This window comes from Streptomyces argenteolus (genome assembly GCF_042902585.1).
Classification (GTDB): domain Bacteria; phylum Actinomycetota; class Actinomycetes; order Streptomycetales; family Streptomycetaceae; genus Streptomyces; species Streptomyces argenteolus.
Window position 1 is genome coordinate 204,388 of record NZ_JBIBEG010000001.1, and the last position, 12,927, is coordinate 217,314.

General features: G+C 73.8%; 11 protein-coding genes. 2 read left to right on the plus strand and 9 right to left on the minus strand.

The window, feature by feature from the left end; translation table 11 throughout:
* Window position 1: 1 nt before the first annotated feature.
* Window positions 2–439, minus strand: a complete 438-nt coding sequence (locus ACFY8O_RS00935) for a phage tail protein (protein WP_361574072.1) — start codon at window positions 437–439, stop codon at window positions 2–4.
* Between the two features lie 94 nt (window positions 440–533).
* A complete protein-coding gene (locus ACFY8O_RS00940; RefSeq protein ID WP_387897576.1) occupies window positions 534–902 on the minus strand; it encodes a hypothetical protein in 369 nt (122 codons plus the stop codon).
* A 1,372-nt stretch (window positions 903–2,274) separates the two neighbouring features.
* Between ACFY8O_RS00940 and ACFY8O_RS00945 the strand changes: the two genes are divergently transcribed.
* Entirely contained in the window at window positions 2,275–2,826 is a 552-nt protein-coding gene (locus tag ACFY8O_RS00945; RefSeq protein WP_387897578.1) for a hypothetical protein, read from the plus strand.
* Between the two features lie 1,480 nt (window positions 2,827–4,306).
* On the opposite strand, the gene ACFY8O_RS00950 is transcribed toward ACFY8O_RS00945, so the two are convergent.
* The 4 genes from ACFY8O_RS00950 to ACFY8O_RS00965 form a co-directional block, all read right to left on the minus strand.
* Window positions 4,307–4,465, minus strand: a complete 159-nt coding sequence (locus ACFY8O_RS00950) for a DUF6760 family protein (protein ID WP_014153881.1) — start codon at window positions 4,463–4,465, stop codon at window positions 4,307–4,309.
* The gene (locus ACFY8O_RS00955; protein WP_361574066.1) at window positions 4,462–4,944 is read right to left on the minus strand and encodes a hypothetical protein; all 483 of its coding nucleotides are present in this window, start codon (window positions 4,942–4,944) and stop codon (window positions 4,462–4,464) included. Before ACFY8O_RS00955 ends, ACFY8O_RS00950 begins: the two co-directional genes overlap by 4 nt.
* Entirely contained in the window at window positions 4,944–5,387 is a 444-nt protein-coding gene (locus tag ACFY8O_RS00960; protein WP_033298593.1) for a phage tail protein, read from the minus strand. Before ACFY8O_RS00960 ends, ACFY8O_RS00955 begins: the two co-directional genes overlap by 1 nt.
* A 140-nt stretch (window positions 5,388–5,527) precedes the next feature.
* Window positions 5,528–7,153: a phage tail sheath family protein gene (locus tag ACFY8O_RS00965; RefSeq protein WP_387897580.1), complete on the minus strand. Its 1,626-nt coding sequence runs from the start codon at window positions 7,151–7,153 to the stop codon at window positions 5,528–5,530.
* A 345-nt stretch (window positions 7,154–7,498) separates the two neighbouring features.
* On the opposite strand from ACFY8O_RS00965, the gene ACFY8O_RS00970 reads away from it, so the two are divergent.
* Complete coding sequence (locus ACFY8O_RS00970; RefSeq protein WP_387897583.1) at window positions 7,499–9,028, plus strand: COG1470 family protein; 1,530 nt, start codon at window positions 7,499–7,501, stop codon at window positions 9,026–9,028.
* Between the two features lie 75 nt (window positions 9,029–9,103).
* Here the strand turns inward: ACFY8O_RS00970 and ACFY8O_RS00975 are convergent, their stop codons facing one another.
* The 3 genes from ACFY8O_RS00975 to ACFY8O_RS00985 form a co-directional block, all read right to left on the minus strand.
* A complete protein-coding gene (locus tag ACFY8O_RS00975; RefSeq protein WP_387897585.1) occupies window positions 9,104–11,272 on the minus strand; it encodes an ATP-binding protein in 2,169 nt (722 codons plus the stop codon).
* Entirely contained in the window at window positions 11,269–11,958 is a 690-nt protein-coding gene (locus tag ACFY8O_RS00980) for a DUF4255 domain-containing protein (RefSeq protein ID WP_387897587.1), read from the minus strand. Before ACFY8O_RS00980 ends, ACFY8O_RS00975 begins: the two co-directional genes overlap by 4 nt.
* Window positions 11,959–12,221: 263 nt before the next feature.
* Complete coding sequence (locus ACFY8O_RS00985; RefSeq protein ID WP_387897588.1) at window positions 12,222–12,860, minus strand: helix-turn-helix transcriptional regulator; 639 nt, start codon at window positions 12,858–12,860, stop codon at window positions 12,222–12,224.
* Window positions 12,861–12,927 lie beyond the last annotated feature (67 nt).

A 12,927-nucleotide genomic window follows, 5' to 3' on the forward strand; every position in this document is an offset into this window, starting at 1 on the left:
GTTACGCAGCCCCCGCGTCCGTGAAACCGTGGTGGGCGATCTCCAGGACCTCGGTGGCCACCGCGGGGCTCGCCGGGTCGAAGGAAGGACCGCGCCAGCTCACGGGGAGTACGTCGATCAGCCCCCACTGGGCGACCATCGAGCCGTCCGCGCGCAGTGCCGCGATCTGCCCGGTGGGCCGGGTCACGCCCGTGGTGACGGAGGAGATCCACTCCGCCACCTTCGCGGTCTCCTCGGTGAGGGGCCGGGTCAGCGTGATGTTGGAGAAGGTGACACGGGAGGGGAGCTGCCAGACGAACCCGTTGTTGCCGCCCTCCTGCCGCTGCTCGATCTCGACCTGGGTGGAGAGCCCTTCACAGCCGTTGAAGGTGCCCAGGCTCTCACCGTCGATGGTGAGGTGGAAGAAGATGGTGGAGCCTGCGTCGAGTTCCTGGGGCATCGGGTGGGCCTTCCTGCGGTTCCACATGCGGTCGGGGCCGGGTGCCCGGTGGGGGGCCGGCGGGTGGGGCGTACGGGCGTTCTTGCGGCGCCGGTCAGTGGCGTGGGTCGCGCAGCTTGCCGATCCGCTCACGGTCGAGCCGCAGTTCGGTGCGCAGCAGCCGGGTCATCGGCCCGATCAGCCGGTGGACCAGCTCAGCCACCTGGTCCTCCTTGAGCTCACGTGGTGCGAACCGGCTCGTGACCGAGGGCGCGGGCCGGTCCTGGGCGCTCGCCCCTCCGCTGCTCCGCTGCACGGCGACGGACGTGGAGCGGGTCGGCGCGGCCGCACGCGCGGGCGCCGGCGCCCGGACGGGGGCCGGGGGTGCGACCGGGGGCGGGGAGGGCCGCGAGGCCGGGGCGTCGGGGGCCCGCTGCACGGGCAGCGCGGTCGCCGGAGCGGGCCGGGCGGGCGCCAGGGACACGACGGGGCTCCGGACGGGCCGGGCCACGGAGGCGGCGGCCGGCACGCCCGGGGTTCCGGTCGGGTGGGCGCCGCCGGAGTCCCCGGGGGCATCCGCCGACTGCGTGCGGGCGACGCCTGGGGGGACGGGCGGCCCCGACGCGGGAAAGGCCCTGCCCCGAGGCGCCGACGGGGGCACGCCCGGGACGCGAGGCGCGGGCACGGAACGCTGGACGACCGGGGCACGAGGCGCCGGCGCGGGCAGGGACACGGAGCGCTGCACGAGGGGGACGGCCGCGGCGGCACCGTGGGAGCGGTGCCCTTCGCGGCCCGGCCGTGCGGGAGCGGAAGCCGGGGTGGGGGCGACGGAGGGAGGGGCGGGGGCGGCCGGCCGGGCCGGCGGACGGACGGCGGCGGGCGGCGAGGACGGCACCGCGGAACGCTGTACCGCAGGCCGACGCGTGCCGGCCGCGCCGGTGTTCACGCCACTGGCCGCGGGCCCGGTCCGCACGCGGTGCAGGCGTACGGCCGCCGGGGCGCTCCGCACCGGCGGCGCGGGGGCCGGTGCGGGCGAGGACCGTGGCACGGCACTGCGGACGCCCGGGAGCGCGGAGGCGGCCCCTGGCGCGGCGGGCCGCCGGCCGGCGGCACCCGTCCCGGTGCCGGAGGCGCCGTCGGCTCGCCGCCCGGGGGCCGTCGGAGAGCCGCCCGCCGCCCGGACGGGTGCCGCGGGCTCCGGCCCCGCCGGGGACGGTGCGAACCCTGCGGCCGTGACCGGTGCCGAGGAACCCACCAGCGGGGCTACGGGCAGGGACCGCGCGGGCGGAGACGGGTCGGCCGCTGTCAGGGGTGCGGCAGTCCCGAGGGACACGGCTGGCGCTCGAACGACGGTCGGCGGGACAGCTGCCGGGGTGACGGGGGCACGGGACGCCGGAGCGGGGGTTCGCGGTTGCGGCTGGGACCGGTGGGGCAGCTGGGACTGTGATTGCGGCCGGGGTCGGGGCTGGAGCGACCGCTGCACAGGGAGCGCGCCACCCTGTCGGCCGGAGCCGGCTGCCCCGGCCGCCGAGGACCGGACCGGCCCTCGCTCCACGGAACCGGGGCCGGAGCCGACGCCGCGACCGGCGCCCTGTACGGGAACCGACCGTGTGCCGCTCACCGGCGGGACCGCCGGAGCCGCATGCGGCTGCCGTACCGGCACGCCTGGCAGTGCGGCCCGCTGCACGGTCGGCGCAGCGGCCGGGCTAACGGCTCCCGAGCCGCCCGGCAGCCGAGCGGGCGCGGCAGGCACAGGCGCACCGGCGACACCCGCCGGGCCGGAAGCCGCCGGGCCGGAACGGCGGACGGAACCCGGGGACGTGGGCGCCGATGGGGCGTCGGCACGGGAACGGGACGTGGGTGCGGGGCCGGCCGAGGGTGCGCCGAGCCTGCGCACCGGCGGTCGGGCCGCCGGCCCTCCCCCACCGGCCGGGCCGCTCGGCGTCGGCACAGCGCTGTCGGCCGCCCCCGGAGCGGCGAGCTTCGGCACCGGAGCGGGCCCGCGGGTGCCCGCAGGGGCCGCACCACCTGCGGTCTCGGACGCGCGCGCCGGGACGACGAGTCGCCCGGCGGCGGAGCCTGGCCCGGAAAAGCCGAAGGCGCCGGAGGAGCTCGACGAGCCGGATGAGCCGGAGGAGCTCGACGAGTCGGTGGACGGGGAGAACCGGGACGATCCGAGCCCGCTCGCCGAGCCGGTCCCGGTACCGGTGCTCGTGGGCTGCCGCCCGCCCGCAGACGCACCCGGCGACACGCCCTCGGTGGCGGCGCGCAGCTGTACGGGCGGCACCGGTGCGGGGACGGGTCCGGCGACCGCCGCGGAACGCTGGATGCGGGGTGCGCGGTCGGGAGCCGGGGCGCTCGTCCGCGGGCGCACCGCCGGGGGGACGGCCCGCGGATCGCCGGCCTGACCGCCGACGGGCCCGCTCGACGGAGCGCCCAGCCCCGGCCGGACGGCCGGAGGCGGGGTCGGACCGGACACTGCCGGACGGGAGACGACCGGACCGGGCACGACCGGACCGGGCACTGCAGGACGGAGTGCGGGCGCACCCGTCCCCTGGGGACCGGATCCGGACGCACTCGCCCTCGGTGTGCCGCTCGGGCGTGCGTCAGGCGTCTGCCCGCTCGGCAGCGTCCTCCGCGCGGGCTGCGTACCGCTGTTCCCGCCACCACCGGACGCCGTCGCACGCCCCGACGCCGGTCCGCCCCCGGAGAGGCCCGGGGGCTGAACTGCGGGCGATCCGGGTCCTTGCGGGGACGGTCGCACGACGGGACCGGTGGCGCCCCGGTCCCGCTGCTCCGGTGAGATCCGCGATGCCTGTGGCGACGGTGAAACGACCGGTCCTGACACCGGAGGTCCGAGCGGCGAGCGGCGCGGAGGCACGCTGCCGGCCGGTCCCGTCGTCCGGACAGGAGCGTCCGTGCGGCGTCGTTGTACGGGGAGTGAGGATGTGCGCGCGGGAGGGGTCCTGACCGGCGGAGGCGCCGCGGGCGCCCCTGCGGGACCCGGTCGCCGGGGTGGCGAGGGCTCGGTCCGTGCGGAGCCACCGCGAGTGCCGTCCTGCTCTCCCTCCGAGCGCTGAACGCGAACAGCGACGTCCGGAGCAGGAGCGGGAGCCGCAGAGGAACGCGGGGGTGTGGAGGGGGGAGTTCGGGGAGCGGGAGCCGCGGAAGAGGGGGCGGAGGGCTCGGGCGAAGGCGCAGGCACCCGCGAGGGCGCAGGCGCAGCCGCCCGGCCCGACGCCGCCCTGCTCGGCGCCGCCGCGGGAAGCACCCTCGGCGCCGCCGCGGGCAGCACTCTGCGCTGCCCCGTGCTCGGGGCGGAAGCCCGTGTCAGGGTCGAGGGCGCCGGTCCCCGCCGCGGCTGTACGGGAGCGACCCGCGGCCCCTGGGCGCGCTGGACCGAGGGCCCCTGCCACTGGTCCCGGCGCCCCTGGCCGCCGCTCTCGCCGTCGCCGCCACCGTCACCGGCACCCGCATCGGCGACGGCGACCGGCAGGGAGAGGCCGGTGTCGCCGTGGGTGGCCTGACCCGACCCGAGGGCGAACGACCGGGTGTTCTTGATGAGCCCGGTCGGAGCGTCGTCCAGGACGGCGTGCGAGAGCGTCCCGGAGAAGGAGGGGTTCTGCCAGGCGGTCAGCGAACCGCCGAACTCCGCCGATGCGACCGTCTGCCTCGCCGGTGCCATCGTCGCGAGCCGGATCGGCGGCAGACCGGCCCAGTCACGCCCCCGGCCGGGAAGCCCGGCAGCCGTGCCGGCTCCGTCGCCGGTGGACGGCACGGAAACGGGGCCCGGAACCGTACCGTCCCCGTCGGCGCTCCGCTCCCGGCCCCGGCGGTCGCCTTGACCACCGTCCCGGCCCCGGCCCCTGAGCCGGTCCCATATGCCCATCACCGCTCCGTAGCAGCACGCGTCACCAACGTGGCGATCTGTTCGGCGTATCGCCGCCGCTCACGGTGTTCCAGGTCCAGAATGTCGTCGAGGTTCCAGTGGAAGTGGTAGGCGATGTACGCGATCTCCTCATGGATCCGGTCGGTCGCGTACGTCACGATTCCCCCAGGCGGCTCCCGCCGAGCTCGACCTCGAACGGCTGCTCGCAGTGCGGGCAGGACACGCCGGCCCTGGTGTGGCCCTCGGCGTTGACCTGACGGTAGAAGTCCTGGAGGAAGGCGAGGTCGGAGGCGAACATGTTCTCGACCACGCCGTCGTGCATGTGCGCCACGGTGCCCAGCTGGGTGATGACCCGGCCGAGCAGGACCACCGAGAGATACGCCGGGTTCTCCTGCACCCGCATGTCCCGCAGCGGGATCAGCTCGTCCCGGGCGGTGGCCAGTCGCATGACCCCCTCGCGGTGCACGGTGCCCATGTCGTCCACGTACCCGCGCGGCAGCTCGAACGCGAACTCGGTCTGCAACTGCCGCCGGACGGGCTGTGCTTCCGCCGGAGCGACGGCCGGGGCCGCCACGTCCGCGGGAGCGGAGGTGGCGGCTACGGCGTCGGTGGCGGGCCTGGCAGGTCCGCGGCGCATTACTCGGTGACCAGCTCTTCGTAGACGATCGTGACGGTCTCGGTCATGACGGAGGCCTCGCCGGCGGTGGCCGCCGCGCCCATCACCTTGGTGCACCAGGCGTTGCGCAGGTGCTGACGCCGGACCGGGTTGTACTGGTAGTCCATGTAGATGATGCTCGCGTTCTTGCGGGCCGAGCCCATGTCGCCGCGCAGCGAGGCGTTGATCCACTCGGTGAAGGCGGTGGACTGCTCCATGCCGCGCGTGACGGTGGTCTCGCCGGCCTTCTTCACGCCGGGCATCTTCTTGGTGATCGGCTGGCCGTTCGCCGAGACCTGCTGGTACTCGATGACGTCCTGCTCCATTCCCACCTCGCCCACGGCGTGGAGGTACTCGACCATGACACCGTCGATCTGGAGGCCGAAGTTGTGGGTGGTGAGGGCGTCACCCTGGGAGAGACTCATGAAAAGCCGTTCCTTCTACTGAGGCTGGGACCTGAGGCCGGAACCTGAGGCCGGGACCTGTCGCTGGGACCTGGGGTGGGGTCTGAGGCTGGGGCCTCAGGCCGTACGCGAAGTCCGGCGGGGGCCGGAGGCTGCGCCGTCTACTCCTCCAACTCGCCGCTGCCGCCGGAGAACTGGGCCAGCCGGAAGATCACGAACTCGGCGGGCTTGACCGGCGACACACCGATCTGGCAGATGACGCGTCCCAGGTCCACCGACTCCGGCGGGTTGGTCTCGGCATCGCACTTCACGTAGTAGGCGTCCTCCGGCGTGGCGCCGAACAGTGCGCCGCTGCGCCACTCCGTGACCAGGAACGCGGAGATGTTCCGCCTGATCCGGGCCCACAGCGCCTGGTCGTTGGGCTCGAAGACCACCCACTGCGTGCCGTTGAGGATCGACTCCTCCAGGTAGTTGAAGTACCTGCGGACGTTGAGGTAGCGCCAGGCCGGGTCGGAGGAGAGGGTGCGCGCGCCCCAGACGCGGATGCCGCGGCCGGGGAAGGTGCGTATGCAGTTGATGCCGATCGGGTTGAGCAGGTCCTGCTCACCCCGGGTGATCTGCATCTCCAGGTCGACGGCGCCGCGTACGACCTCGTTGGCGGGAGCCTTGTGCACCCCGCGCTCGGAGTCGTTGCGGGCCCAGATGCCGGCGACGTGGCCGCTCGGCGGGATCAGCCGGGTCTGGCCGCCGGCCGGGTCGAAGACCTTGATCCAGGGGTAGTAGAGCGCGGCGTACTTGGAGTCGTAGTTGGACGTCTCCTGACGCCACACCCGGATCTGCCGGGCGTTGAGGCCGGGCGGCGGGTCGATGATCGCCAGCCGGTCACCCATCAGCTCGCAGTGGGCGATCAGACCGAGCTGCACGGCCTTCACGGCCTCCAGGTCGATCGCGCCGCGCTGGTAGGCGGCCATCAGGTCGGGGACGGCGACCATCGAGATCTCGTCCACCGCTTCGAGACCGCCGAAGCCCGTACGGTCCGAGGAGTCGCCCAGGTACTCGGCGATGCCGACGGACTCACCCTCGGAGGCGTCGGGGACGGCGGGGGCCTGCGCGGCGGCCACGGGCACGTCGAGCGCGACCGTCTGGTTGTCGGGGCGGGCCAGCTGCGAGGCCGCGGCCCCCTCCTGCACGGAGATCAGCTTGGAGCGTTCCTTGACCTGCGTCACCACGTAGTTGCGGGCGCTCTTCTTCGCCGAGACGTCGAACGTCTCCACGGCCTTCGCGCCGTCCTTGACGACCAGCCGGAAACGCTCGGCGGGGCCTTCGCCCTCCGCGTCCGTGACCTCGACGCTGAGCGTGCCGCTCTCGCCAGGTGCGACGGCCGACACCTTGAACGTGCCCAGGGCCGCGGGCTCCCCGGCCGTCAGCTCGGCGGGCGCCGCCGCGCCGCCGACTGCCGTCCGGCCGTGCTGTCCGCCTGCCGCGCCGGCGCCTTCGCCCGGTGCGCCCGCCACTCCGCCGGGCGCCCCGCCCACCCGGACCACGTAGGCCGCGGATCCGCCGTTGTTGAAGAACCCGTACACCGAGTGCGCCAGGAAGTAGCCGTCGGTGAACTCGCCGAACGAGGCGACGTACTGGGTCCAGTTGGTGACCAGCGTCGGCTCGTTCAGCGGCCCCTCGGGCGCCAGCCCGACGAACGCGGCCACCGAGGTGCCGACACCCTCGATCGGACGAGAGCCGCTCGCCACCTCTTCCACGTACACGCCTGGCGACAGGTATGACGGCATGCTCTGCTCTCCTCGGGGTACCGATACAAGACCGGATCCACCTTCGTCGCCCGGGCGCACGCGGGTAAACGTCCTCCGGTGCCTTGTCGAGGGCACGGACCATGCCCCCAGGGGCAACACGGCGCAGGCCCCGGAGGTCCTCCGGCGCAACCGGGGGGCCTGGCGGGCGACGGCGCCGCGGCGCCGGGCCCTGCCTCCCGGGGTACGGCCACGGGGGCGGTCCCGCACCCCCCGGCCCGGGGCGCGCGCGGAGGGATGCGAGGGCAGCGGGCGTTACCTTTCGGGCAGCGGCACTACCCCGTAGCTTCTGACGTCGCCCCGCCCACGCGCAGTAGCGTCCGTCGGGTGACCACCTGGACATCTCTGGAGCCCGCCTCGACCACGGTCGACCCGGGCAGCAGCACCACCGTGCGTCTGCGTCTGCGCAACACCGGCGACGTCGTCGACGAGTACCGCTTCGAGCCGGTCGGCGACGTCGCACCGTACGTCTCGGTGGAACCGCCCTCCCTCAGGCTCTTTCCAGGTACCACCGGAATCGTGGAGCTGACCTTCGCACCGCCCCGGACCCCGGACGCGACCGCGGGCCCGCATCCGTACGGTGTGCGCATCCTGCCCACCGAGCACCCCGAGACGACCACGGTCGCCGAGGGCAACGTCACCTTCACCACGTTCATGGAGGTGCGGGCCGAGCTGGTCCCGCAGACCGTCAAGGGACGCTTCAGGGGCCGGCCCAGACTGGCGGTCGACAACCTCGGCAACACCGTGCTCACGGCGTCGATCGGCGGCGGTGACAAGGCGAGCGACGACCTGTCGTACGAGATCGTCCCCGCCAACGTCCAGATCCAGCCGGGCCGCGCCGCCTTCGTCGACGCGACGCTCAAGCCCCGGCAGATCACCTGGGCGGGGCAGAAGCAGGAACGGCCCTACGAACTGTCGGTGCGTCGCTCGGGGTTCGAGCCCCTGGCGGTGAACGGGACGTACGTCCAGCGCAGCCTGCTGCCGCTCTGGATGATGACCACGCTGAGTCTGCTGCTGGCTCTCACCATCACCGGCCTCGTGCTCTGGTTCACCTACAAGGCACCCGTACGCACCCTCGCGCAGCCGAGGATCGAGCAGGCGGGGGCCACCGCACTGCCGGAGGAGCCCCCGGAGCAGCCGACGCAGAAGCCGACGCAGGACCCCACGCCCTCCGAGAAGGCGGAGGCGTCGGGCGGCGGCGGGGAGGAGAAGCCCGAGGAGGAGGAGGAGAAGGTCGAGCGCGGCCCGCTGCCGATCACCTCGGAGGACAAGCCGAACCTCTTCGTGCAGTTCGCACAGGTACGGCTGGTCGTGGGGGCCGGTGGCTGCAAGCTGACCGCGGCGCACACCGTGGGCAAGCTCGACGCGGCGACCCAGAAGGCGCTGAAGTGCTTCCAGGAGTCCAACCACACGGCGTACGGCGACTTCAGCCAACTGGTGAAGGCCGACGGGGCCGGGAACCTGGGCCGCGCCACGATGACAGCGCTCCTGGCATCGCACTTCGTCGACGCGAAGACGGTGCCGCTGAACGCGGACGAGGCGAGCCCTGAGGTGCCCTGGGTGCGCAACATGCTGCTCTGGGGCACCCAGGCCGAGATCGACGACGGCGACCTCGCCATCACGATCGCGTGCACACGGGCCAACATCGACTACCTGAGCAAGCAGGTCCAGCGCAAAGAGAAGCCGTCCCCCGGCCTCTTCAACCGGATCAAGGAGTACCAGGGCCTGTTCGGTGCGGAGCAGACCGGCGTCATGGACGAGTTGACGCTCAACAAGACGAAGGTGGGCTGGATCAACGGGCAGGACGCGGCGGGCACGGTGGTGGCCAAGGACTGGCTCCCCGCGCCGATGGAGTAGCCGGTCCCGGACGTCGCCCGCCGCGGGCCCGTGGTCTGCCGTCCTGGCAGGCCGCGGGCCCGCGGCGTGACCGGCCTACCAGGACGCGTCGTCCAGGACCAGCCGGCCCGCCTTGCGGTACTCGCGCCGGGCGCCCGCCAGCAGGTCCTCCGTCGACACGCCGTCGCCGCGGCCCGCCGCCGCGTACGCGGCCGTGACGACCGCGCTGCGGATCGAGCCGCCCGCCAGCTCGAAGTCCGCCGCGCAGGACGCCGGATCGATGCCGTCGGCACACGGGACGTGGGCGAGGCTGTGCCGCCACAGCGCCAGGCGCTGTTCCTCGTCGGGAAAGGGGAAGTCGACCACCAGGTCCAGCCGGCGCGTGAAGGCGTCGTCGATGTTCGAGCGCAGGTTGGTGGTCAGCAGGGCGATACCGTCGAAGGACTCCAGCCGCTGGAGGAGGTAGGCGCTCTCCATGTTCGCGTGCCGGTCGTTGGAGCTGCTGACCTCGGAGCGCTTGCCGAAGACCGCGTCCGCCTCGTCGAAGAGGAGCACCGCGTCCGTGCGGTCGGCCTCGGTGAAGATCCGCTCCAGGTTCTTCTCCGTCTCACCGACGTACTTGTCCACGACGGACGGGAGCTGCACGACGTAGAGGTCGAGGCCGATTTCGCCCGCCACCACCTCGGCGGAGAGCGTCTTCCCGGTACCGGAGTCACCCGCGAACAGCCCGACCACGCCCCGTCCGCGCCCGCCGCCCGCGCTCAGCCGCCAGTCGCCGAGCACCCGGTCGCGGTGCTGGGCGCGCAGGACCAGTTCCCGCAGCTGCGCCAGCGGCCCCTCGGGCAGGACGAGGTCGTCCCAGCCGACGTCGGGCCGGATGCGGCGGGCGTGGCGCTCCAGGCCCGAGGCGGACTGCTGCCGGGCCGCGCGACGCAGGTGCGAGGCGGACAGCTCCGTACCGTGGAACGCGGCGAGGTCCAGCGCCGCACGCGCCGCGCGGTCGATCCCGCCGGGCCCCAGCCGGTAGGCGGCGACGACCGGCGCCAGGTCGAACCCCGGCTCCTGCGGGCCGAGCGCGGTCCGCCAGGCGTCGAGGTCACCGGCGCGCCGGCGGGGCGCGTCCAGCACGACCGGGTCGCGTCCGCCCTCGCACCACTGCGGGTCGTACGGGCGCGGGTCCGCGAACACGACCGGGACGTCGCGCACCGCGAGGGCCCGGATCAGCTCGTCGGGCTTCTCCGGCAGCGAGGTCACCACGACGGCGCGGCCCGTCAGCCGCGCCTCGCGGAGCAGTTCCCGGTACGGGAGGAGCTCCCCCGGCGTACGTTCCGCCGGTGCGTGCTCCTGCGGGCGGTGCGGGTCCCCCGAGCCCTTCCCCGCGACGAGATGCAGGGCGGGGAGACCTGCCGCCTCCAGCGCGGCGGCGGCGCAGGCGAGGCCGTCGCCTTCACGGTGCTCGCGCAGGTAGACCGTCAGCGGGCGCGCCGAGAGCTGCTCGGCCAGCCTCCGTATCATCGGGTCGCCGCCCTGGACCGCGCCGCCGTCCGCCTCCTCCGCGTGCGCTCCGGCTTCCGGGGGCAGGTACGGGAGGGGACGAACGGTCCCGTCCAGCGCCGGGTCCGGGGTGTCGTCGCCCAGCAAATGGGCCACGACCCGGTCGGGTACGCGCAGGGAGCGGCTGAGGAAGGGCCGTTCCGGTTCGTCGACCTCGATCAGGCCGCGTGCGCGCAGACGCGCGGCCGGATGGAAGCGGGCCCGTCCCGCGGCGGAGTGCGTGGGCACTCCGCACAGGTCGAGCGCGAGCGCGACGGTCGCCCGGCGACGCGTGACGTCGTCGTTGAGGTAGGCGTACAGCGACTCGAACGTGCGGTCCAGGTCCGGGGCCAGCGCGATCAGCAGGATCTCGGATTCCAGCGGACTGAGACGCAGCCAGTGGGCGAGCCAGTGGAGGCGGTCCTCGTCGGAGGGCTCGGGCTCCTCGTCCGGGTCCTCCGCCGTCGGGGGCTCGGCCGTGCCGCCCCTCTCCTCCGCCGTCGGGGGCTCAGCCGTGCCGCCCCTCTCCTCCGGCACGCCCTGGTCGGCGGGATGCGCCGCGTCTTCCGTGCTCACGGCGAGCAGGTGACGTACCGCGTCGTCCGTCAGGTACATCCCGCGCATCGGATCGGTGGCGGTCGGATCGGTGGCGCTCCGGTGCTCGACGAGGAACGCCACCCGCTCGCGCAGTTCCGCGAGGCGTTCGAGCAGCGGGGTGGAGGAGTCGCTCACTTCCGCTGCTCCTGGAGCGTGCCCGCCGTGCCGTGCCGCTTCGTGAAGTCCGCCTTGGCCGCGTCGACGCTCTGTTCGCTGTGGTAGCGCACGGGAGCGTCGCCGGGCGGCTCCTGCGACCCGCGCACCTCGACGCCGAGCCCTTCGGTGACGGGCGGGCCGACCGCGTACTCGGGGTACGCGAGGAAGGGGGCGGTGATCACCACGTCGAGCGAGGGCTTGAGTTCGCCGCCGAGGGCGGACCAGATGTCCGCGAGCGAGCGGGCTTCGTTGTGCAGCCCCGCGACGGTCAGCGGGACGGAGAGACCGAGTCCGGCGAGTGTGCCGGTCAGGTCCTCGGGCGGGAGTATCTCCTTGGGCAGGAGCGTGTGCAGTACGGCGGAGAGCATGCGGTGTTCGTCCTGCGGGCGCTTGGTCCAGGCCGTGACGAGATACGCGAGCCGGAACCAGCGGGGCGGCTGGTGCTGTTTGAGGACGATCCCCTGCTCGTCGCGGAGCGACATCTTGCCGCGCTGGCGACGCTTGGTGTCCTCGCGGATGTCGTAGAGATAGGCGTCGATGGTCGGGCCGTTGCGCCGGGCCGCCCACTCGCGCGTCGGGGCGTCGAAGGTGACCTCGACATCGGATCCGGCGAAGGCGCCGCGGACGAGCAGCCCTCTCAGGATGTCATCCACCTCGTGGATCACTGTCGGCCTGCCCTTTCCACGTCCCCGCCCGCGCGGACCGGCTCGTCGCCGGACGAACCGTCACGGTACGGCCTGTCATGTGCCTGTGCGCCGGGTACCGGCCTGTCGTGGGCCGGTCCGTCACTGCACGGAGCGGCCCATTCCATCGTCGCCGCAGGCATGCCCGCCCCGCGAGGCACCCGGGGGACGACCCCAGGGCAACACCCCTGCCCCCGCACCGCCGTTCTCGTGTCCCCGGGGCCCTTGATCCGGCGGACGGACCGTCAGATGTAGCCTTCCCGCAAGGCATAGGCCACGGCATGGGCACGGTTGCGGAGCTGCAGCCGAGTCGTCAGACCGTGCATCACGTTCTTGACCGTGCGTTCGGAGTACGACAGTTTGCTGGCAATCTCCCCGGTATCCATTCCCTCGGCCACCAGCCTGAGCACGTCCACCTCGCGTGGTGCCAGGCCGGACGCCGTGGCACCCGTCACGTTCGTCGTGCCGCGCTGCAACGTGCCGACCTGGGCTATGAGCCGCCCCAGGAGGTCCGACGGCAGATCCCCGTCGCCCCGGGACGCGGCGAGGACCGCTCGCAGGAGACGGTGTCCGGTGGCCTCGCGCCGCCAGACGATCGCGCCGACTCCGTACTCGATCACCTGGAGCAGCTCCGCCTCCCGGATCAGGCTCGTGACGAGAACCGCCTTCGTGCCGTCCGCGCGGGTCAGCCGCCTCAGCCGTGACAGCGTGGGCTCGTCCAGCCCCTCGGCGAGCAGGACCGCGACCGTGCCCGGCCGGCCCGTGCCCTCCTCGATCAGTTCCACCTCGGAGTGCCGGCGAAGCTGGCTGACCGCGCCGTCCATGGACAGCGGATCCGACGCGTGCACCTCCACGGGGATCCTGACCGGGGCTCGAACAACCATGCCTGTGCGTCCTCGCGACGTGCCTCGACGGAGTGAACCATTCGTGCTCCCACCATCCTTTCTCCGC

Excerpts from the sequence above, each read along its gene's own strand:
- ACFY8O_RS00935 (WP_361574072.1), bottom strand. The coding sequence starts at position 439 with ATGCCCCAGGAACTCGACGCAGGCTCCACCATCTTCTTCCACCTCACC.
- ACFY8O_RS00955 (WP_361574066.1), bottom strand. The coding sequence starts at position 4,944 with ATGCGCCGCGGACCTGCCAGGCCCGCCACCGACGCCGTAGCCGCCACC.
- ACFY8O_RS00960 (WP_033298593.1), bottom strand. The coding sequence starts at position 5,387 with ATGAGTCTCTCCCAGGGTGACGCCCTCACCACCCACAACTTCGGCCTC.
- ACFY8O_RS00965 (WP_387897580.1), bottom strand. The coding sequence starts at position 7,153 with ATGCCGTCATACCTGTCGCCAGGCGTGTACGTGGAAGAGGTGGCGAGC.
- ACFY8O_RS00985 (WP_387897588.1), bottom strand. The coding sequence starts at position 12,860 with ATGGTTGTTCGAGCCCCGGTCAGGATCCCCGTGGAGGTGCACGCGTCG.